A 19,913-nucleotide genomic window follows, 5' to 3' on the forward strand; every position below is an offset into this window, starting at 1 on the left:
GAGGGAAAACCATTGTCCGTAGGGTGGACTCTACCTTGATGCCATCCGCATGTATAGCGCAGAATGCGTTCATCCAATAATTCGAATCGTCCATCTAATGGACAGTACCTGCACGGAGACACTATGACTACAGGTCACAAGCCTGGCATGCGGCGTCTGGCCGCCACCCTTCTGGCCACCGCCGCAAGCGCATTTGCAATGGGTTCCGCCCACGCTGCCTATCCCGACAAGCCCGTCCGTATCGTGGTCGGTTTCTCGGCTGGCGGCACCACCGACGTGATCGCCCGGATCATGGCCAAAGAACTGACCGAGTCGCTCGGCCAGTCGTTCGTGGTTGAAAACAAGCCGGGCGCCGGCAGCAATATCGCCACCGACCAGGTCATGCGCGCCACGCCCGACGGCTACACGCTGCTGTTCGTGGCGGTGACCAGCGCGATCAACCAGACCCTGTACAAGAACGTCTCGTTCGACCTGACGAAGGACTTCGCACCGGTCGCCCTGGGCGCCAAGGTGCCGAACATCCTGGTGGTCAATCCCCAGGTGCCGGTCAAGTCCGTGAAGGAATTGGTCGACTACGCCAAGAAGAATCCGGGCAAGCTGGCTTTCGCCTCGTCCGGCAGCGGCACCTCCATCCACATGGCGGGCGAGCTGTTCAAGATGAAGGCGGGCATCGACGTCCTGCACGTGCCGTACAAGGGCAGCGCCCCGGCCATGACCGACCTGATCGGCGGCCAGGTGCAGTTCATGTTCGACAACATGCCGTCGGCCTGGCCGCACGCCCAGTCGGGCAAGCTGAACGCGCTGGCCGTGACCACGCGTGAGCGCTCCAAGAGCGCGCCGGACCTGCCGACCATGCAGGAATCGGGCTTTGCGGACTTCGACGTGTCGTCCTGGTTCGGCCTGCTGGCCCCGGCCGGCACGCCGCCGGAAGTGATCAACAAGCTCAACGCCGCCATGCAGCAGGCGCTGGACAAGCCCTCTGTGCAGACCAGCTTTGAAAAGCTGGGCGCCGTGGGTGTGAAGACCACGCCGGCCGAATTCGGCCAGTTCATCAAGTCGGAAGTCGACGGGTGGGCCCCCGTGGTCAAGGCCTCGGGCGCCAAGGTGGACTGATCGGCATGGCCGCCGGCGATCTGCCGGCGGACGGGCCAGATAAAAAGGGACAGGCAATGCCTGTCCCTTTTTTTGTTTGCGTGACCGATGTTTTGTGGCGGGTTCTGCTGCCGGCAGTGCCGCGCCCGACGCGTTATTTCTTTTTGACCGCGTTCAGCATCGCCGTGCAGACGCCGCGCATCATGTCCACCTCGTCGCGGGTGAGCGACAGGCGCGAGTACATATGGCGCATGCGCGGCATCAGCTTCTTGGGATGGGCGGGGTCCAGGAATTGCACGCCGACCAGCGCTTCTTCCCAGTGGGCCAGAAAGGCCTGGACCGCCTCGCTGGAGGCCGGGGCCGCGCCGCGCGCGGGCTCCTGGGCGGTGGAACGGGGCAGCAGCTCGGCCCCCTGGTCCACCAGCAGGGCGTAACGCAGCTCCCAGGCGGCCAATTGCAGCGCCTGGGCGACGTTCAGCGAGCTGTACTCGGGATTGGCCGGGATATGGCAGATACGGTGGCACAGCGCGATCTGCGCGTTCGTCAGGCCGGCGCGCTCGGTGCCCAGCACCACGGCGGCCACGCCCTCGGCCGTGTCCGCCAGATGTGCGCAGGCCAGTTCGGCCGCCTGCCGGATGTCGCAAGGTGGAGGACCCAGGTCCCGGACCCGGGCCGTCAGCGCAAACGCCAGCGTGACGGGCGCCAGGGCTTCCTCCAGCGTCGGATAGATGCGCGCGTTTTCAAGCACGTCCAGCGCGCCGCTGGCCAGCGCCACGGCCTCGGGCTGGCTTGTTACATCCGGGAATTTGGGGTCCACCAGGACCAGTTCCGAGAAGCCCATTGTCTTGATTGCGCGGGCCGCGGAACCGACGTTTCCGGGGTGGCTGGGGTTCACCATTACGAAGCGAACACGTGAAAATGCTTGAGTCATTTAAAATGGCACGTTTGGCTTCGTGCCTTCCTGGTTTTTTGGGTCGATTTCCCCGTGGGGGCGACGGCGCGGCGGGGGGCGGCAAGCGGCCTATCATCAAGCCAACTCATCGCATACGTACGGAATTTTATGCACCCGATGCTCAACATCGCCATCAAGGCGGCCCGGCGTGCCGGCACCATTATCAACCGTGCCAGCATGGATTTGGAACGACTCAGCGTGGCTCGCAAGGGTCCGCGCGATTATGTCACGGAAGTCGATCGGGCCGCCGAAGAGTCCATCGTCGAAACGCTGCACGCGGCCTATCCGGACCACGCCGTGCTGGGCGAGGAGTTCGGCCTGCAGGGTCCTGACCAGGCGGAATTCCAATGGATCATCGATCCGCTGGACGGCACCACGAACTTCATCCACGGCCTGCCCAACTACGCCGTGTCGATCGCGCTGACGCAGCGCGGCCAGGTCACGCAAGCGGTCATCTATGATCCCTCGCGCAACGAACTCTTCACGGCCAGCCGCGGCAGCGGCACGTTCCTGAACGACCGCCGCGTGCGCGTTTCGGGCCGTACCCGCTACCACGACGCGCTCTTGGGCGCGCACTGGCCCAACGCCGGCGACCCCGAACAGGGTTCGCAGCGTTTCCGCCAGATGGCCGAAGGCGCCACGGGCGTGCGCCGCCTGGGTTCCACCGTGCTGGATCTGGCCTACGTGGCCACCGGCCGCCTGGACGGCTTCTGCGGCGTCGGGCTCAAGCCCTGGGATCTGGCCGCGGGCAGCCTGATGGTCCTGGAAGCCGGTGGCCTGGTCGCCGATTTCGACGGCGAACAAGGCTGGATGGACAGCGGCAACGTGCTGGCCGCCAGCCCCAAGATCTTCACGCAGATGCTTGCCACGCTGAACCCGCCGTCCGCCGCCTGATCGGCGCGGCGCAATGAAAAACCGGCCCTCGTGGCCGGTTTTCTTTTTATCGGACGGGGCGATCAGGCGTCGCCGGTCTGCGTAATCAATTGCCCGTCGGGCAGCACCATCCACGCTTGCAGGCCCAGGCGGCGCACCAGCTGCGCGGTGCGGTCCAGCGGCATGTTCGAGAACGCGGTCGACAACGCATCGGCCGCGGTTGCCGTGGACGCCATGACCGACACGCTGCGGTACAGCGGCCGCGCCCGGCCGCTGTGCGGATCGAAGATATGCGAATACCTCCCCTCGGCATCGAACGGCGTGCCGTAGCCGCCGGACGTGGCAAGCGCCTGGTTGCTGATGGGCACCTGCGTCAGGATCTGTTCCGGGGACAACGGGTCCGCCAGCCCGACGCGCCAGCCCGCTGCGCCGGCAGATTCATCCAGGCCGCGGATTTCGCCCATATCGACCAGCGCGCGCTCCAGCCCGGCATTGCGAAGCAGGTCCGTCACGCGGTCCGTGATGTAGCCCTGGGCGATGCCGTTCAGCGTAAGCGCCATGCCCGGCTTCAGGCGGATGCGTTGCGGGTCGATCTCGATGCCTTGGTAAGCCACGCGCTGCTGGGCCGCTGCGATGTCGGCCTGCGTCGGCCCGGCCGCCGATGCCCCCGGCTGCGCGAAGTGATCGGCGTACACACGCCACAGGGGCTGCACGGAGGGATCGAAGAGGCCCCCGGTCAGATCGGCGTAGTGCCGGCTTTCGCTCAGCAGCCGGACAAGATCAGACGGCGGATCGGCCAGATACCCCTGGCGATTCAGGACCGACAGCGCACTGTCGTCGCGATACAGGCTGAATACCCCTTCCAGCCGCCGAAGCTCTTGCAGCGCCCGCTCGATGAGCCGTTCGGCCGCCTGGCGGTCGGGATGGTACAGCCGCAGTTCCGCATCGGCGCCCAGCGCCACGCCGTGCCAGCGCGTGGGGGCGATGGCCGCTTGCGCGCGGCGCCAAAAGCTGGGGGCGAGGGTCAGCGCGGAAGACGCGGCGACGATACCGAGGAAGCGGCGGCGGGTGGGACGGTTCATGGCGTTATCTACTGAAAGGGCGCGAGGGGCTGGGACGCTTCGAGGCAGGGCGGCGGCCGATCGCTATTGGGCAAACACGTAGTCCTCGGGCACGTCGGCAAAGCGCACGACGCGGCCGCCGTGAGTCTGGGCGAAGGCAAGCGCCCGGGCTTGATCCGAGAACGGCATGGCGTCTTCGGCGCCCATGCCGCCAAGGAAGCTGGAACCGATGACATAGAACGCCTGGCGGGCGTCCACCCAGGCTTTCGGGTCGGCGGCGCCATCAGGCCCCGCGGCCGCCATGTCGTTGACGTAGATAGCGGCAAGCCCCTTGGGTTCCTCGGGCAGCCGGGTGTAGGCAAAGACTTGTTTGATCGACGAGAACCACACCGGCGCCCCGCGGCCCTTGACGAATATCTGGCCCTTCGGCCCCGCATGGTCCTTGAGCATCATCCCGCAGTAGTGGCCGACGGCATCGGCGGACACTGCCTGAGGCGCGGGCGGCGGCGCGGCGGGTTCGTCGCCGCCGCAGGCCGAAAGCGCCAGCATGATGGCCCCGATGGCGGCCCAACGTTGCAGCGTCATAGCTGTTTCCTCCGGAAGCAGAAGGCGGCCAGAAGGAACGGCACCGCGATCCACAGCAATTGCGCCGCCACCAGCAGCGGCACGGGCATCTGGGCCTGGTCGCTGACGCCAGCCATGCCCGCGTACATGGAGATGTTCTCGAAGCCCGTCAGGTTCAGCAGGCGGTACACGTCGGACGGGTTGGCCAGCAGCAGCGCGTTGAGCATGCCCGGCGTGACGTGACGGCCTTGGTCCGCCGCCAGCACGCCCAGCAGGCCCATGTCGTAGATGACGACAAAGAACAGCCACACGCCCAGCGCGATGCCCGCGGCCGTCGCGCGTTCGCGCACCAGCGTGCTGATGAGGTAGCCCATCGCCAGAAAGCTCGCGCCTAGCAGCACGCTGGCCCCGATCAGCATGGCGAAGGGCCGCCACGCGCCGGCATCCATGCCGCCATAGACCCATTGCAGCGCCAGCCCCGCAGACCCGTAGCCCGCGCCGGTGGCAATGGCCAGGATGGCCAGGTGGCCGATGAACTTGCCCATGATGACCTGCCATCGCGACACCGGGTAGCTGAGCAACAGGGCCATGGTGCCGCGGTCGACCTCGCCGACGATCGCGTCATAGGCCAGCAGCATGGCGATGAGCGGCACCAGGAAGATGGAAAGACTGGACAGGCTGACCACCGTGACGGTCAAGGGATCGACCTTGACTGCGCCGGTGGGGGCGCTTCCCAAGAGGCCCAGCGCCAGCGCCAGCGCGGCCAGGAGGACAGAGGTGGCAAGGACCCAGCGGTTGCGCAGGCCGTCGCGGATTTCCTTGCCGATGATTGTGCTTACGGCGTTCATGCGTCTTCCCGTTCAAGCAGGTGGGCGTAGATGTCGTCCAGCCCGGGAACCTGGATGTCCAGGTCGCCGATGGGCACCCGGATGGCGCCGATGCTGCGGATGGCCTCGACCTTGTCCGATTCGTGGCACAGCCGCTCATAGCGGCCGGCCTCGACCTGCCGCCAGGCCGAGGAGGGCGGGGCGGACGCATCGTCCGGCCCGAGCGTCACGCTGATGCGGATCGGCAGGCCGGTATCGCGGCGCAACGCGGACATGCCGCCGTCGGCGATCTTCACGCCCGCCTTCATGACGACGATGCGGTCGGCATGTCCAGCCAGTTCCGACAAGGCGTGCGTGCTGAGCAGGATGGTTGCGCCGCTGGCGCGCAATTCATGCACGATCTCGTAGAACTTGAGCCGCGACGCGGGGTCCAGGCCGGTGGTGGGCTCGTCGAACAGCAGGACGCGCGGTGCGCCCAGCAGCGCCTGCGCCAGCGCCAGCCGTTGGCGCATGCCTTTGGAATACCCGCCCACGCGGCGATGCGCCGCGCCGGAAATGCCCACTTTTTCAAGCAGTTCCGCGTTGCGCTTCAAGGGCTGGCGCTTCAGACGCGCATAGAACGCCAGGGTTTCGGCGCCCGTCATCGCGGGATGCAGCGCCACGGTTTCAGGCAGGTAGCCGATCCGGTCTCTCAGGCGCGCGGCAGCCGGGCTGTGCGCGTCCTGGCCAAACAGCGTGACGCGCCCGTGCGTGGGGCGGATCAGTCCCAGGATCAGCTTGATCAGCGTGCTTTTGCCTGCGCCGTTGTGACCGGCCAGGGCCACGCATTCGCCTTCGCGCAGGTCCAGGTCCAGGACGCTGATGGCCCGGTGGTCGCCATAGTGTTTGCTGACGCCCGAAAGCGTCACCAGTGGATTGCTCATTGGATGTCCTCGGCGCGCGTCGCGCCGGTTTTTGCGCCGCGCGGCCTGGCGGGCTTCATCAGCGGAGCGCTGTCGATCACGCCGCCCGGCAGGATCGCGGGGAACTGCGATTGCGCCCAGCGCACCACCGAGATGGCGGGGCTGTTGAGCAGGATGCGCGCGGCCGGGGCGCGCCACAGCAGCTGGTCCACCACGTCGTTCGGACGGTAGGCCGTGTCGGCGATGCCATCGCCGTCCAGATCGAAGGCAGTGTTGTCGCTCCAGTAGTTGCCGCGGCCGCCGTCCGACCATTCCATCACCCGCGTGCCCACGTACTTGACCTGGTTGCGGTTGTTGATGAAGGCGTTGCCCGAGATGCGGTTGCCTTCGGAGCCCGCGGTGAAGTGGATGCCGATGTCGCAGTTGGAAAAATGGTTGTCCGCAAAGCGGTTCTTGTTGGCGTTGTAGATGAACACGCATTTGGCCGCGCCATCGACGGTGTTACCCGAGATGTCCGAGTCGTTGGCGTAGTTCATCATCAGGCCCTGCTCGACGTTGTTCACCGCCTCGTTGCCGGTGACGACCAAGCGGTGCGAATACATGATGGCAAAGCCGATGTCGTTGCCGGTGGATACGTTGCCGCTGATCTCGCTGTCGTTCGTGTACATGTAGTGCACGCCGTAGCGCAGGTCGTGGAAGCGGTTGCCAGTGAAGCGGTTCTGCTTGCTGGTGTTCACGAAGATGCCGTCGCGGCCGGCGGAAATGTCGTTGTCCACCACCGCGCTGCCGGGCGTGTTCCACAGGGACACCCCATTGCCGCGCTCGGCCACGCGCAGTTCCTGATTGCCCACGATGCGGTTGCCCCGCACCATCGCATCTTGCGGACCCCACACATACACGCCGAACAGGTTGTCCAGGATGTCGTTGTGTTCCACCACGGCGCGATGCGCGGTGCGGTCCAGGAAAACGCCCGCGTCCATGGCGGGCAGATCCAGCCCCGAGCGCGTGACGGTCAGATGGCGCAGCGATACGTCCGCGGCCTTGACCCACAGCGTGCGTCCTTGGCGCGTGCCGGCGATGATCGCGGAACGGTCCTGCGGTCCTTCAAGGGTGAGCGGCTTGTCGATGACGACGGCGCCCGCGTAAGACCCCGGCGCCAGACGCAGCGTGTCGCCTGGCTGCGCCGCGGCGACGGCCTGCGCCAGGTCCGCGCCCGCCGCCACGTCCAGCGTGGCGGCCGCGGCGGCCCCGTGCAGGGCCGGGCCGAAGCCGGCCAGCACGAAGCCGGCCGCGGCCCATGCCGCGAGTCGCAAGGTTGCGATGGCAGCCATGGATCGTTACGCAGACTTCTTGGGGTGCACGATCATCTGGCCGGACATTTCCATGTGCAGCGCGTGGCAGAACCACTGGCAGTAGTACCAGTAGATGCCCGGGCGGTCGGCTTTGAACGTCACGGACGACGTGGCCTGGGGTCCGATTTCCATTGCGATGCCATGGCCTTCCAGCGTGAAGCCGTGCGTCAGATCTTCGATCACTTCCATGTTGGTCACGAACACCGTGACTTCGTCGCCCTGGTTGACCTCGAACTGCTTCAGGCTGAACATGGGCGCGACCGCCATCATGTACACGCGGACCTTGTTGCCGTCGCGCACGACCTTGGCGGCGTCTTCCAGCGACACGCCGTCCTTCTTGGCGATCTGGCGGGCGTCTTCCCACATGGGGTCGTCGCGCTTCCAGACGCTGATCGGGTTGATCTTGGAGCGGTGCACCAGGCACATGTCGTGCGGCTCGGCAAAGCTGGGGCCGTCATGCACAAGCTTCATTTCATCGCCGGAAATGTCGATGAGCTGGTCGTTCTCGGGCTTGAGCGGGCCCACGTTCAGGAACCGGTCCTTGGAGAACTTGTTCAGCGACACCAGCCACTTGCCGTCGGCTTCCTTGGTTTCGCCCATGGTGGAGTGGTTGTGGCCGGGCTGGTAGTGCACGTCCAGCTTCTGGATGATCGGGTCGACCTTTTCGCCCTTGTAGGCGCGCTTGGCCTTGTCGATGTTCCACTTGACCATCTGGCTGTCGATGAACAGCGTGGTGTAGGCATTGCCGCGTCCGTCGAACGCGGTGTGCAGCGGGCCCAGGCCAAGCTGCGGTTCGGCCACGACGCAGTCGCGCGGCTTGATCTTGTCGGCGAACAGATCGTCCAGCTTGCGCACGTCGATCACGGTCACGGTGGGCGACAGCTTGCCGTTCAGCATGAGGTGGATGCCGTCGGGCGCGGCGTTGCAGCCGTGGGGCGAGTTGGGCACCGGGATGTAGCGCGTGTACTTGGAACCGTGGCGGCCATCGACGACCGGCACGCCGCCCATCGTCTTGAAGTCGCCGTCCTTGACGGCCTGCTCGATGCGCTTGATGTTGAAGACCACGACCCAGTCCTGCTCGTTGGCCGACATCTCTTCAACGGTGACGCCTTTCTCGGAGTTGTAGCAGGTGGCAAACGAATACTTGCCCTGGTAGTCGGCATCGCCGTTGTCCAGGTTGCCGTCGACCAGCACCTGCCACGCCACCTTCATCGTGTCGCCGTCCAGCGCCGTGTAGACGGAGAAGAAGTTCTTCTTCGGGTCGTCCAGCACCTTGCCGTCGTTGGGCAGGGGAATGATGTGCTCGCCATTTGCAAACACGTAGCCGGTGCGCGGATAGCGTTGCGGACGCAGGCCGTGCACGCCCGACACGTTGGGCAGCTCGGTGATCTTGTCGGTCTTCATCACGTCAAGGCGGATGCGCGCGACGCGGTTGTTGGCCTTGTCGTTGATGAAGAGGTAGCGGCCGTCGTAGGTCTGGTCGGTGAACGACAGGTGGGGGTGGTGGGCGTCGCCGTTGGGAAATACGCCGCCCTTGTCCTTCAGGAATTCGCGGGTTTCGGGCGTGAGGCCGTCGGTCAGGATCTTGCGGCTTTCGTTGGTGCGGCCCCAGCCCGTGGCGCTGCATTGATTGAAGACGGGGATGCGCACCAGTTCGCGCATGGACGGCAGGCCCAGCACGCGGACCTCGCCCGACTGGCCGCTGGAGTTGAACGCGTAGTATTCGTCCAGTTCACCCGGCGCGACGTGGCCGAGCACGCCGCCGTTGCCGGACTTGGCGTCCTTGCCGTGCGCGGTGGACATCTGCGCCCCGGCAACGAGGCCGGCCGCGCCGGTGATGGCTGCGGTGCCCAGGAAGCTGCGGCGGGTAAGGCCGGCTTTTTCGGGGGTCTTGTCGGACATGGATAACTCCTAGGTAGTGGCGGCGCGGTGCGCCGCGGTACGAAAATCGTGTTTCACGATTCCGGGTTGGGGCGATTCGCCGTGTTAGGGCTGGGCATGCGGTGCAGAACGACTTCGTGCACCGCCGGCTCCGGGGGCGGCGTCGGGCGCCGTTCGCGCTTGGCCTGCTTCTGGATCAGGTGAGGGCACTTCTGCTTGTGGTGGTACAGCAGCTGGCAATGCAGGCACTGAATGCACTCGTTCGGGTTGATTTCGCCGGATGGGTCGATGGCCTGGACGGGGCATTCGATGTTGCAGCGCTGACAGGGGTTGCCGCAGTCGCGGTAGCGCTTGAGCCAGTTGAAGATGCGCAGCCGGGCGGGGATGGCCAGGGCAGCGCCCAGCGGGCACAGGTAACGGCAGAAGAAGCGCTCGATGAACAGGCCCGCGACAAGCAGCGCCACGGCGAACAGCACGAAGGGCCAGTGACGCACGAAGTGCAGGATGATCGCGGTCTTGAAGGGCTCGACTTCGGCGAGCTGCTCGGCGACCGCCAGGTCATACAGCGAGAAGCCGAAGAGCAGCAGGAAGATCACATACTTGAACGTGGACAGCCGCTGCGCCACACCGTGGCGGATCTTCAGCTGGCGCACGCCCAGCCGCCGGGCGAGGCGGTGGGTCAGTTCCTGCAGCGCGCCGAACGGGCACAGCCAGCCGCAGAACGCGCCGCGGTTCCAGAACACCATGGAGATGGCGGTGGCGCACCACAGGATGAACACCAGCGGGTCCATCAGGAAGTATTCCCAGCGAAAGTCGGTGCGCAGGGCAGAGAAGAACGTCAGCACGTTCACGATGGACAACTGCGCCTGGCCGTACCAGCCGATCCAGAACAGCGCGAAGGCAAGGAACGCCAGGCGCAGGCGGTCGTGCAGCAGCGGGCGCGACGTGAGCTGGTCCTGGAAGAAGAAGATGCCGACGAGCACCGTCAGGGCGACGGTCAGGATGGCGATCTGGCCGGCCTTGCCGTGCCAGATCTGTTTCCATAGCGCGGGCGCGGAATCGGCCTCGGGCGCGGACGCGGGCGAGGCTTGCGCCGGGCTGGGCGCGGAGGCGGCCGGGGGGGCGATGGAGCGGGTATAGGCCTGGGGCAGTTCGTAGGGCAGATCAAACGTGACGAACGCCTTGTCCGACACGCTGAGCACGCGCTGCACCATCAGTTGCAGGCGCCAGGGTTTGACCGGGTCGAGGGACGCGTCTTCGGGCACCACAAAGAGGGCGACTTCGCGCAGCGCCGGCGCGCCCTTGGCGTTGACGTCGGCCAGACGCTGGTGGTTGCGGTCGCGAAAGCGGAAGGCGCTTTCGTCCTGGATGACCTCGATGCGGTCGAAGATGCCCCCGCGCACGTAGCCCGATCCCTTGAAGGAATACAGACCGTTGCCCGCTACCAGGACGGCCTGCTGGCCGGGTTTGAGGCGTTCTTTCAGGCGCTGCCAGCCGATGTCGCCCAGCAGGCTGCGGCCGATGGACGGTGCGCTGACCAGCGCCGCATACAGATCGATGAAGGTGTCGTCGAGGCCGCCTTCGCCGTGTTCGGCGGCGTCTTTGCGGCCGGATCGCAGGAACGCCTGATTGACGTCGTCGGGCGTCAGGCGCAGGTTCTTCACGGCGCCCGCGTCGAGCAGCTCCTGCCAGCTCTGCACCGTGTCCTTGTCCTCGTCCACGACGCGCGTGGCGGCCGGTTGCGCCGCCGGGCGCGCCGCGCCGGACTTGTCGATGCCGTGCGCGCGCGCCACCGCGATGGCCGATCGGGTGATCGTGTCGCCGATCACCATCAGCGTGACGGTGGCGCCGCTGACGATGTCCACGGGCGGCGGCGCGCCGTGGCGGGGCGGGGACTCGACGAAGTTCAGGCCGACGTAGCCCTGGATGAAGTGATCGACCTTGGACTGGGGAATGCCGATCAGCACGATGGGCTCGTGGTGCTCGACGAGCTTTGCGCCCATGATGCGGCCGTTGTCTGAAAGCCCCACCAGCACGTCGATCGGCTTGCTGGAGTACCCGCGGGTGTTGACCACGTCGGTGGTGAGATAGACCAGGCCCAGTTGTTTGCCGCCCGCATAGACGCGAGCGGCGGCGGGCTTGCCTTCGACGGGCCCGGTGCGGTCGGCGCCGGGAAAGACCTCGGTGATGGGCGTGGCGGCCAGGAATTCAGGCAGGCGTTGCGCCTGCGCCGCTTGCGCCAGGAACAGACAGGAAAGCCAAAATGCAATCAACGCGGCTTGAACGTATCGTGCGACCCGGTGGTGTACTTCGGTACTGCCGCGCATGCTGAACTCTATTCGTCGTGTTTGCTTACAGGCATCCTACGAACATGCACCCGGCGGCGGATTGCGGTTTGTCAATTTGGCCTTTTGAATGCTTAATAGCCCTACGAAATGTAGGGGAAGTTCCTTAGTTTTGAGGGGTATGCGGGGTAGGGCTTGATGGATGTCAAGCGATCGATGGGAAGGCGGTCCTACACTGGTCCGCGGCGGCAACGGCGTCTGCATATGGCTGGCGTACGTGCATCGACCGCTGTGTCATCGGAGAATTTCATGCTGGCAAAAGCCACCCTCGCCATCCTTCTTTCTGCCACCAGCCTGCCCGTGCTGGCCGCGCAATGTGAAGCCACCGTCGAAAGCAACGACGCCATGCAGTTCAACGTCAAGGAAATCGTCGTCGACAAGAGCTGCAAGGAATTCACGGTCACCCTCAAGCACGTCGGCAAGATGGCCAAGGTCGCCATGGGCCACAACTGGGTGCTCACCAAGGAAGCCGACAAGCAGGGCGTCGCCACCGACGGCATGGGCGCCGGCCTCGCACAGGATTACGTCAAGGCGGGCGATTCCCGTGTCATCGCCCACACCAAGGTCATCGGCGGCGGCGAATCCGACTCCGTCAAGATCGATGTCTCCAAGCTCGCCGCGGGCGAAAACTACGCATTCTTCTGCTCCTTCCCCGGCCACTGGGCCATGATGAAGGGCACGCTGAAAGTCGGCGGCTGATACGCCGACGGGTCTGTTGAGACAAGCAAGAGCCGGCCGGGGGGCCGGCTTTTTCATTGCCGGGCCGCCCCAAAATGAAAAACGCCCCCTCGGGGGGCAGCGCCGCCGCACCGGTTGCGCAAGCCTGCTTGCCGCCCCGTTCAGGCGCTTGCAAGCCTTAGTCCTTTCGGGCCAAAGCCTCTGTCCATCAGGCTTACGGAGGGGATACGTCACCGGCATGTCACGGATTTTCCATGTACGATTACCGGTCGTGTAACTTCTGGAGCTCCTGATGGAGTGGCTGCTGGACCCCGCTGCGTGGGTCGGCTTGCTTACCCTGGTCGTCCTAGAGATCGTCCTGGGCATTGATAACCTGATTTTTATCGCCATCCTGGCGGACAAGCTGCCGCCCGCGCAGCGCGATCGCGCACGCATCATGGGCCTGAGCCTCGCGCTGATCATGCGCCTGGGCCTGCTGTCCGTCATGTCCTGGCTGGTCACCCTGACCACCCCCTTGTTCAATATCGGTCCCCTGTCGCCCTCGGGGCGCGACCTGATCCTGATGGTGGGCGGCCTGTTCCTGTTGTTCAAAGGCACCATGGAACTGCACGAGCGCCTGGAAGGCAGCGGGCACGCTGGCGCTTCCGGCCCGCGCGTCTATGCCAGCTTCTGGGTGATCGTCACGCAGATCGTGGTGCTGGATGCGGTGTTCTCGCTGGACTCGGTCATTACCGCCGTCGGCATGGTGGATCACCTGGCCATCATGATGATCGCGGTCATCATCGCCATCGGCATCATGCTGATCGCCTCCAAGCCGCTGACGCGCTTTGTCAACGCCCACCCCACGGTGGTGGTGCTGTGTCTGGGCTTCTTGCTGATGATCGGCTTTTCGCTCCTGGCCGAAGCCTTCGGCTTCAAGGTGCCCAAAGGCTACCTGTACGCTGCCATCGGTTTTTCGGTCGCCATCGAAGCGCTTAACCAGGTGGCCCGCCGCAACCTGCTCAAGCTGGACGCGCGCCGTCCGATGCGCGAACGCACGGCGTCGGCCGTGCTGCGCATGCTGGGCAAGCGGCCGCCCGCCAGCGACGAACCCGATCTGCCGCACGCCGACGGCCCGTCCGTCCAGGCCTTCGGGGTCGAGGAACGCAACATGGTCAGCGGGGTCCTGACCCTGGCCGAGCGCTCCATCCGGTCCATCATGACGCCGCGCACCGACGTGTCCTGGATCAACATCGACGACGATCCCGAGAACATCCGCCGCCAGCTCACCGAGGCGCCCCACAGCTTTTTCCCGGTGTGCCGCGGCTCGTTCGACGAAGTGCTGGGCATCGGCCGCGCCAAGGACCTGATCGCCGACCTGATCACCGAGGGCAGGGTGCGCCGCAACCGCCTGCGCGATCCCATCATCGTGCACGAGTCGATCGGCATCCTGCGTCTCATGGACACCCTCAAGCGCTCGCGCGGCCAGCTCGTGCTGGTGGCCGACGAGTTCGGCGCCATCGAAGGCCTGGTGACGCCCATCGACGTCTTCGAGGCCATCGCCGGCGAATTCCCCGACGAGGACGAACTACCCGACATCGTGGCGGACGGCGAAAACACCTGGAAGATCGATGGGGCGGCCGACCTGCACCACGTCGAACAGGTGCTGGAAACCGAAGGCCTGGTCGACGACGCCCAGGACTTCTCCACACTTGCGGGCTATCTGCTCTCACGCTTCGGACATCTGCCCAAGCCGGGCGACGTCTGCGAATACCAGATCCACCACCAGCATTTCCGTTTCGAAGTCCTGGAAATGGACGGCCGCCGCATCGCGCTCGTGCGCGTCGAAAAGCGCCCGCAAGAGCATTTCCCTGACGAATCCTCCCTAGCCAACGACTAACAGAAAGAGACCCCAGCCCGTGACCGAGAACGCGCTCTATCTGATCAAAGCATTCATCCTGGGCATCCTGGAAGGCCTGACGGAATTCATTCCCGTGTCCAGCACGGGCCACCTCATCCTGGTCGGCGACTGGCTGAATTTCGATTCGGGCGACGGCAAGGTGTTCGAGGTGGTCATCCAGCTGGGATCCATCCTGGCCGTGATGTGGGTCTTCCGGGCCCGACTGCTCCAGCTCATTCGCGGCACGCTGACCGGCGTGCCCAGCGAGGTCGCCTTCACCCGCAACCTGATCCTGGCCTTCCTGCCCGCGGCGGTGATCGGCGCGATCTTCATCAAGACCATCAAATCGGTGTTCTACCACCCGGCAGTGGTGGTGGTGACGCTGGTGCTGGGCGGGCTGATCATGCTGTACGTCGAACGCCGCACGCGCCACACGCCGGGCGACGCGCCGGGCGCGGCGGACGACACCGCGTCCGACGAACGCGCATCGGCCCACACGCTGGAGCAGATCACCTGGAAGCAGGCGCTGGGCGTGGGCGTGGCCCAGTGCTTTGCCATGATTCCCGGCACCTCGCGCTCGGGCGCCACCATCATCGGCGGCATGATCGCAGGCATCCAGCGCAAGACGGCCACCGAGTTCTCGTTCTTCCTGGCCATGCCGACCATGCTGGGCGCGGCGGCCTACGACATGTACAAGAACTTTGGCCTCCTGACCCAGCATGACCTGTCCGGCATCGCCGTGGGCTTTATCGCCGCATTCCTGAGCGCCATGGTGGTGGTGCGCGCTGTGCTGCGCTTCGTGGCCAACCACACGTACCGTGTCTTTGCGTGGTACCGGATCATCTTCGGCGGCGTCGTGGCCGCGTGGATCTTCACACGCTGATGCCTTCCCGCCACGGCGGGGCGCAGAAAACACAAGGGCCGCTTTTTCAAGCGGCCCTTGTGTTTGACTTGCGCGGTACGGCGGCGTCTACGCTTCCGTTTCCAGATCGTAGAACTGCAGTCCGTCGCGGTCGATGACCAGCCAGCCGCCGCGCGGAGGCGACACGTGGTCGCAGTCCCAGTCGGGCAGCACCCAGCGTTCGCGTTTTTCGCCGTCGACCTGCAGCACGTGGCGCGCGGGGCGATGCGTGTGGCCATGCACCAGCACGCGCACGCCCGATTCGCGGAAGATCGATTCGATGGCGCCCGCGTTGACGTCCATGATCTCCATGGACTTCGTCTGGTTGGCCGCCTGGCTTTCGCCGCGCGCCTGCTGCGCCATGGCCAGCCGCTCGGGGATGGTCTTGGCCAAAAATTCGGCCTGCCATTGCGGATTGCGGACCATCTGGCGGAACTGCTGATAGGCGGCATCGTCCGTACAGAATTCGTCGCCGTGCGTCAGCAGGATCGAGCCGAAATCGGTTTCGAGCAGCGCCGGCTCGGGCAGCAGTTGCGCGCCCACGGCCTTTGCCAGTTCCTCGCCGATGAGGAAATCGCGGTTGCCGCGTCCCAGCCAGACCGGGATGCGGGCTGCCGTGGTCTTTAACGCCGTCAGCACCGTGGCAAGCCACGGCGGGGCAGCGCGGATCACGTCGTCGCCGATCCAGGCGTCGAAGATGTCGCCGGGCAGCAGCAGGGCTGCCGCCTCTTCTTGCGCAACCTGCAGAAAGGCCAGGAAGGCCTCCGAGGTGGCCGGCGTGGCCGGCCCCAGGTGCAGGTCCGATGCCAGCCAGACCGGGCCGGGCAGCGTGATCTTATTCAAGAACTTCGGCCTTCTCGATGATGACGTCTTCGTTCGGCACGTTCTGGTGGAAGCCCTTGTTGCCGGTCTTCACGCCCTTGATCTTGTCGACCACGTCCTGGCCTTCGGTGACGGCGCCAAACACGGCATAGCCCCAGCCGTTCGGCGTGGGCGACGTGAAGTTCAGGAAGTCGTTGTTGGACACGTTGATGAAGAACTGGGCGGTGGCCGAGTGCGGGTCGCTGGTGCGGGCCATGGCCAGGGTGTACTTGTCGTTCTTCAGGCCGTTGTTGGCCTCGTTTTCGATCGGGGCGTGGGTTTGCTTTTGCTTCATGCCGGGCTCGAAGCCGCCGCCCTGGATCATGAAGCCGTCGATCACGCGATGGAACACCGTGCCGTTGTAGAAGCCTTCCTTGACGTAGGTCAGGAAGTTTTCGACGGACTTGGGCGCCTTGGCGGCGTCCAGGGTGATGACCATGTCGCCTTGGTTCGTTTGAAGCTTGACGCGGGGATTGGTGCTCATGGTTTTGGTGCCTTCGGAGGTGGAGGGGGAAGAAGAGGCTGCCGGGGCGGCGCTGACCAGCGCCGGTGCGAATGCAGCCAGTGCGAACGAGCACGCCGTCAGGCGCAGCAGGTGTAGAGGGGAGTAACGGGACATCATTTGCCTTGTTTATCCTTCAACATTGTTTCAACTTCGCGGACCTTTTCGCGCATGCCGGGCACGCCGTCGCCGGCGGCTTCCTTGTAGGTGCGCAGGGCCTGCAGCAACTGCAGGTCGCCCAGGTTGGCGCGGGCAGCCGCGTAGTTCGGGTCGGCGCGCAGGGCCATCTGCAAGGCATCCTGCGCCCGGTCGAGTTCACCGCGGCTTGCATATAGAGCCGCCAAATTGTTCCAGGGTTCCGGCAATTCGGGGAACCGCGTCGTCATGTCGTTGTAGATGTCGATGGCTTCGTTCGTGCGGTTGAGCGCCGCCAGGGCGCGCGCATGCTGGAACATGAGCTGGACATCGGTGCCGCGCTGATCCTTGATCTCGGCCTCGCGCTTTTCGATCATCGCCAGCGCCTTCTCGTTATCGCCGCGGTTCAAGAGAAGCTCGATGTGCGTCGTGATCTGGGAGGCGGACGGGGTCAGGCGCGTATCCACACTGGGCTTGGCGGCCTCCAGCAGCTTGGCCAGGGCGTCCCAGCCGCCTTCGGGCGGGATGGGATCCAGGGTGGTGCGAGTGGCGTTGGGGTTTTCTCCCGCGCCACCGCTCATCGACTGGGCGATGGCGACGCCCGCGGGCGAGCTGGCCAGGGCCAGGGCGAGCAGGGCAACGCAAAAACGCGGCTTGATAGTCACGTGTGGGTTCCGTTAAAAGTCTTGGCCGGCCGGCGCTTACGCGCTCGACCGGGCCGCTTGCTATACTTGACGACCGCCATTTTAGCCCCGGTTGGGTTTTGGCTCGACCATCGCGTTCAGGGCAGTAAGGAAAAGAGGGTCGCGAACTCATCTTTTCTACGCGAACCCTCCTGCCAAAGTGCAATGGGACGACCCTGTACAAGGGAAGCACCCCTGCAAACGGGTCGGCACTGTAAATGGGGCGGCACGTGTCGGCGGTATCTTCCGCTGACTGCAATTTTCCGAACCGCCACGGAACACTAAACGAAGCCTATCGCGCCATGCTGCAAATCTACAACACGTTATCGCGTACCAAAGAACCGTTCAAACCGGCCCAGGCCGGCCAGGTGCGCATGTATGTGTGTGGCATGACCGTCTATGACTTCTGCCATCTGGGCCACGCCCGCATGCTGGTGTCGTTCGACGTCGTGCAGCGCTGGCTGCGCGCCAGCGGCCTGGCTGTCGACTACGTGCGCAACATCACGGACATCGACGACAAGATCATCCGCCGCGCGGTCGAGACCGGCCGCCGCATTGGCGAAGTCACCGAGTTCTATATCGACGCCATGCACGCCGACGAGCGCGCGCTGGGCGTCGAATCCCCCGACCGCGAGCCGCGCGCCACGCAATATGTGGGCGAGATGCTCGACATCATCGGCAAGCTCGAACAAAACGGCCTGGCCTATCAAGCCGAAGACGGCGATGTGAACTACGCCGTGCGCGGGTTTGCCGGCTACGGCAAGCTGTCCGGCAAGACGCTGGATGACCTGCGCGCCGGCGAGCGCGTGGCCGTCGGCTCCGGCAAGCGTGACCCGCTGGATTTTGTTCTCTGGAAGTCCGCCAAGGCCGAGGAACCGGCCGACACCAAGTGGGAATCGCCCTACGGCCTGGGCCGCCCGGGCTGGCACATCGAGTGCTCGGCCATGAGCAAGTCGCTGCTGGGCCTGCCCCTGGATATCCACGGCGGCGGTCCGGACCTGAAATTCCCGCACCATGAAAACGAGATCGCGCAGACCGAAGGCGCGTTCGGCGGCACGCTGGCCAACATCTGGATGCATTGCGGCCCGCTCATGGTCGATTCGGACAAGATGTCCAAGTCGCTCGGCAACTTCCGGACCATCCGCCAGACCATTGCTCAAAGCGATCCGGCAGCCGACCAGTCCGATTACGCGGTGAACCCGCGCGAAGCCGAAATGGTGCGCTTCTTCATCGTGCGCAACCACTACCGCAGCCCGCAGAACTACACGCCGGATAACCTCGTCGACGCGCAGAACGCGCTGGATCGCCTGTACCAGGCCTTGCAGAACGTGCCGGCCGACGACCAGGGCATCGACTGGGACGAGCCGCAGGCGCAAGCCTTCAAGGCCGCCATGGACGACGACTTCAACAGCTCGGGCGCCGTGGCCGCGCTGTTCGAACTGGCCTCCGAGGCCAACCGTACCAAGAGCGCGCGCAGCGCCGGGCAGATGAAGGCGCTTGCCTCGCTGCTGGGTCTGCTGCAGCAAGCCCCGGCCGCCTACTTCCAGTCCGCCACCCGCTACTCGGCGGCCGCCATGGAGCAGGGCGCGCGCAGCACGCTCGACGCCGACGCCATCCAGGCCCTGATCGACGCGCGCGCGGCCGCCAAGGCCGCCCGCAACTTCGCCGAGGCCGACCGCATCCGCGCCGAACTGCGCGACGCCGGCATCGAGCTCGACGACAAACCGGGTGGCCTCACGCAATGGCGCCGCGCGTGACCAAGCAGGATACGCCGGCCATGTCCACCGCAGATCTCGACATTCCCAAGCCTGAATATTGGGAAGCCGCCGTCGCGCACTTGATGCGCCGCGACCGCATCCTGAAAAAGATCATCCCCCAGCACCCCGAGGTCTGGCTGACCTCGCGGGGCACGCCGTTCATCACGCTGGCGCGGGCGATCATCGGGCAGCAGATTTCCCCCAAGGCGGCCGATGCCGTCTGGACCAAGTTCATCGACGCCGTGGGCAAGCGCCCCACGCCCGTCGCCGTGCTGCGCGTGGGCGTGGACGGCCTGCGCAAGGCCGGACTGTCCCAACGCAAGGCCGAATACGTGCTCGACCTGGCCGTGCATTTCGGCGAACGCCGGGTCCACCCCGAGAAATGGGCGGCCATGGACGACGAGGCCGTCATTTCTGAACTGGTCGCCATCCGCGGCATCGGACGCTGGACGGCGGAGATGTTTTTGATTTTCAATCTACAGCGGCCTGATGTCCTGCCGCTGGATGATCCTGGGTTGCTCAAGGCAATCTCGCTACACTATTTCAGCGGCGAGCCTGTCTCTCGCTTCGAGGCTCGCGAAGTCTCGTTGGCGTGGCAACCCTGGCGTACCGTGGCAACCTGGTATCTGTGGCGCAGTCTGGAACCGACGCCGGTCCAATACTGACGC

The 19,913-nt window shown here is 65.3% G+C and carries 18 protein-coding genes; 7 read left to right on the forward strand and 11 right to left on the reverse strand.

What is annotated here, in order from left to right; all coding sequences use genetic code 11:
- Window positions 1-123: 123 nt before the first annotated feature.
- The gene (locus tag HV786_RS22795) at window positions 124-1,113 is read left to right on the forward strand and encodes a Bug family tripartite tricarboxylate transporter substrate binding protein (protein ID WP_056323484.1); all 990 of its coding nucleotides are present in this window, start codon (window positions 124-126) and stop codon (window positions 1,111-1,113) included.
- Window positions 1,114-1,246: 133 nt separating this feature from the next.
- Here HV786_RS22795 and HV786_RS22800 read toward each other — a convergent pair whose 3' ends face one another.
- Window positions 1,247-2,023, reverse strand: coding sequence for an RNA methyltransferase (locus tag HV786_RS22800; RefSeq protein WP_128828735.1), 777 nt, complete (start codon window positions 2,021-2,023; stop codon window positions 1,247-1,249).
- Between the two features lie 129 nt (window positions 2,024-2,152).
- Between HV786_RS22800 and HV786_RS22805 the strand changes: the two genes are divergently transcribed.
- The gene (locus tag HV786_RS22805) at window positions 2,153-2,938 is read left to right on the forward strand and encodes an inositol monophosphatase family protein (RefSeq protein WP_056323489.1); all 786 of its coding nucleotides are present in this window, start codon (window positions 2,153-2,155) and stop codon (window positions 2,936-2,938) included.
- 62 nt (window positions 2,939-3,000) lie between these two features.
- On the opposite strand, the gene HV786_RS22810 is transcribed toward HV786_RS22805, so the two are convergent.
- The 7 genes from HV786_RS22810 to HV786_RS22840 form a co-directional block, all read right to left on the reverse strand.
- Entirely contained in the window at window positions 3,001-3,999 is a 999-nt protein-coding gene (locus tag HV786_RS22810) for an FAD:protein FMN transferase (protein WP_128828734.1), read from the reverse strand.
- A gap of 63 nt (window positions 4,000-4,062) precedes the next feature.
- A complete protein-coding gene (locus HV786_RS22815; RefSeq protein WP_128828733.1) occupies window positions 4,063-4,563 on the reverse strand; it encodes a nitrous oxide reductase accessory protein NosL in 501 nt (166 codons plus the stop codon).
- The gene (locus HV786_RS22820) at window positions 4,560-5,390 is read right to left on the reverse strand and encodes an ABC transporter permease (protein WP_056323496.1); all 831 of its coding nucleotides are present in this window, start codon (window positions 5,388-5,390) and stop codon (window positions 4,560-4,562) included. The genes HV786_RS22815 and HV786_RS22820 overlap by 4 nt, the downstream gene beginning before the upstream one ends.
- Window positions 5,387-6,292, reverse strand: a complete 906-nt coding sequence (locus HV786_RS22825; protein ID WP_128828732.1) for an ABC transporter ATP-binding protein — start codon at window positions 6,290-6,292, stop codon at window positions 5,387-5,389. The genes HV786_RS22820 and HV786_RS22825 overlap by 4 nt, the downstream gene beginning before the upstream one ends.
- Window positions 6,289-7,602: a nitrous oxide reductase family maturation protein NosD gene (locus HV786_RS22830; RefSeq protein WP_175211897.1), complete on the reverse strand. Its 1,314-nt coding sequence runs from the start codon at window positions 7,600-7,602 to the stop codon at window positions 6,289-6,291. The genes HV786_RS22825 and HV786_RS22830 overlap by 4 nt, the downstream gene beginning before the upstream one ends.
- Window positions 7,603-7,608: 6 nt before the next feature.
- Entirely contained in the window at window positions 7,609-9,525 is a 1,917-nt protein-coding gene (gene nosZ / locus HV786_RS22835; protein ID WP_056323503.1) for a TAT-dependent nitrous-oxide reductase, read from the reverse strand.
- Window positions 9,526-9,578: 53 nt separating this feature from the next.
- Window positions 9,579-11,831, reverse strand: a complete 2,253-nt coding sequence (locus HV786_RS22840) for a NosR/NirI family protein (RefSeq protein WP_175211898.1) — start codon at window positions 11,829-11,831, stop codon at window positions 9,579-9,581.
- Between the two features lie 267 nt (window positions 11,832-12,098).
- Here HV786_RS22840 and azu point away from each other — a divergent pair, with 267 nt between their 5' ends.
- The 3 genes from azu (at window position 12,099) to HV786_RS22855 (ending at window position 15,289) form a co-directional block, all read left to right on the forward strand.
- Window positions 12,099-12,548 carry an azurin gene (gene azu, locus HV786_RS22845; protein ID WP_128828725.1) on the forward strand — a complete coding sequence of 150 codons (450 nt, stop codon included), beginning with the start codon at window positions 12,099-12,101 and terminating at the stop codon, window positions 12,546-12,548.
- A 271-nt stretch (window positions 12,549-12,819) separates the two neighbouring features.
- Window positions 12,820-14,406, forward strand: a complete 1,587-nt coding sequence (locus HV786_RS22850; RefSeq protein WP_062839210.1) for a TerC family protein — start codon at window positions 12,820-12,822, stop codon at window positions 14,404-14,406.
- Between the two features lie 19 nt (window positions 14,407-14,425).
- Window positions 14,426-15,289, forward strand: a complete 864-nt coding sequence (locus HV786_RS22855) for an undecaprenyl-diphosphate phosphatase (RefSeq protein WP_128828724.1) — start codon at window positions 14,426-14,428, stop codon at window positions 15,287-15,289.
- A gap of 87 nt (window positions 15,290-15,376) precedes the next feature.
- On the opposite strand, the gene HV786_RS22860 is transcribed toward HV786_RS22855, so the two are convergent.
- The 3 genes from HV786_RS22860 to HV786_RS22870 all read right to left on the reverse strand — a co-directional run bounded on the left by HV786_RS22860 (window position 15,377) and on the right by HV786_RS22870 (window position 17,470).
- A complete protein-coding gene (locus tag HV786_RS22860) occupies window positions 15,377-16,150 on the reverse strand; it encodes a UDP-2,3-diacylglucosamine diphosphatase (RefSeq protein WP_128828723.1) in 774 nt (257 codons plus the stop codon).
- Window positions 16,143-16,652 carry a peptidylprolyl isomerase gene (locus HV786_RS22865; protein WP_056324586.1) on the reverse strand — a complete coding sequence of 170 codons (510 nt, stop codon included), beginning with the start codon at window positions 16,650-16,652 and terminating at the stop codon, window positions 16,143-16,145. Before HV786_RS22865 ends, HV786_RS22860 begins: the two co-directional genes overlap by 8 nt.
- Window positions 16,653-16,786: 134 nt before the next feature.
- Window positions 16,787-17,470 carry a tetratricopeptide repeat protein gene (locus HV786_RS22870; protein ID WP_062839208.1) on the reverse strand — a complete coding sequence of 228 codons (684 nt, stop codon included), beginning with the start codon at window positions 17,468-17,470 and terminating at the stop codon, window positions 16,787-16,789.
- A gap of 320 nt (window positions 17,471-17,790) precedes the next feature.
- On the opposite strand from HV786_RS22870, the gene cysS reads away from it, so the two are divergent.
- Together cysS and HV786_RS22880 are read left to right on the forward strand one after the other, a co-directional pair.
- Window positions 17,791-19,245, forward strand: a complete 1,455-nt coding sequence (cysS, locus tag HV786_RS22875) for a cysteine--tRNA ligase (RefSeq protein WP_175211899.1) — start codon at window positions 17,791-17,793, stop codon at window positions 19,243-19,245.
- Window positions 19,246-19,265: 20 nt separating this feature from the next.
- Entirely contained in the window at window positions 19,266-19,910 is a 645-nt protein-coding gene (locus tag HV786_RS22880) for a DNA-3-methyladenine glycosylase family protein (RefSeq protein ID WP_056324588.1), read from the forward strand.
- Window positions 19,911-19,913 lie beyond the last annotated feature (3 nt).

The organism is Achromobacter mucicolens (genome assembly GCF_902859725.1).
GTDB classification, from domain to species: Bacteria; Pseudomonadota; Gammaproteobacteria; order Burkholderiales; family Burkholderiaceae_B; genus Achromobacter; species Achromobacter mucicolens.

Bases quoted from the DNA above. Each gene is read 5' to 3' on its own strand.
- HV786_RS22865 (WP_056324586.1), bottom strand. From the start codon at position 16,652: ATGAGCACCAATCCCCGCGTCAAGCTTCAAACGAACCAAGGCGACATG.
- HV786_RS22805 (WP_056323489.1), top strand. From the start codon at position 2,153: ATGCACCCGATGCTCAACATCGCCATCAAGGCGGCCCGGCGTGCCGGC.
- HV786_RS22820 (WP_056323496.1), bottom strand. From the start codon at position 5,390: ATGAACGCCGTAAGCACAATCATCGGCAAGGAAATCCGCGACGGCCTG.
- azu (WP_128828725.1), top strand. From the start codon at position 12,099: ATGCTGGCAAAAGCCACCCTCGCCATCCTTCTTTCTGCCACCAGCCTG.
- cysS (WP_175211899.1), top strand. From the start codon at position 17,791: ATGCTGCAAATCTACAACACGTTATCGCGTACCAAAGAACCGTTCAAA.
- HV786_RS22810 (WP_128828734.1), bottom strand. From the start codon at position 3,999: ATGAACCGTCCCACCCGCCGCCGCTTCCTCGGTATCGTCGCCGCGTCT.
- HV786_RS22795 (WP_056323484.1), top strand. From the start codon at position 124: ATGACTACAGGTCACAAGCCTGGCATGCGGCGTCTGGCCGCCACCCTT.
- HV786_RS22840 (WP_175211898.1), bottom strand. From the start codon at position 11,831: ATGCGCGGCAGTACCGAAGTACACCACCGGGTCGCACGATACGTTCAA.
- HV786_RS22830 (WP_175211897.1), bottom strand. From the start codon at position 7,602: ATGGCTGCCATCGCAACCTTGCGACTCGCGGCATGGGCCGCGGCCGGC.
- nosZ (WP_056323503.1), bottom strand. From the start codon at position 9,525: ATGTCCGACAAGACCCCCGAAAAAGCCGGCCTTACCCGCCGCAGCTTC.
- HV786_RS22880 (WP_056324588.1), top strand. From the start codon at position 19,266: ATGTCCACCGCAGATCTCGACATTCCCAAGCCTGAATATTGGGAAGCC.
- HV786_RS22800 (WP_128828735.1), bottom strand. From the start codon at position 2,023: ATGACTCAAGCATTTTCACGTGTTCGCTTCGTAATGGTGAACCCCAGC.
- HV786_RS22815 (WP_128828733.1), bottom strand. From the start codon at position 4,563: ATGACGCTGCAACGTTGGGCCGCCATCGGGGCCATCATGCTGGCGCTT.
- HV786_RS22850 (WP_062839210.1), top strand. From the start codon at position 12,820: ATGGAGTGGCTGCTGGACCCCGCTGCGTGGGTCGGCTTGCTTACCCTG.
- HV786_RS22825 (WP_128828732.1), bottom strand. From the start codon at position 6,292: ATGAGCAATCCACTGGTGACGCTTTCGGGCGTCAGCAAACACTATGGC.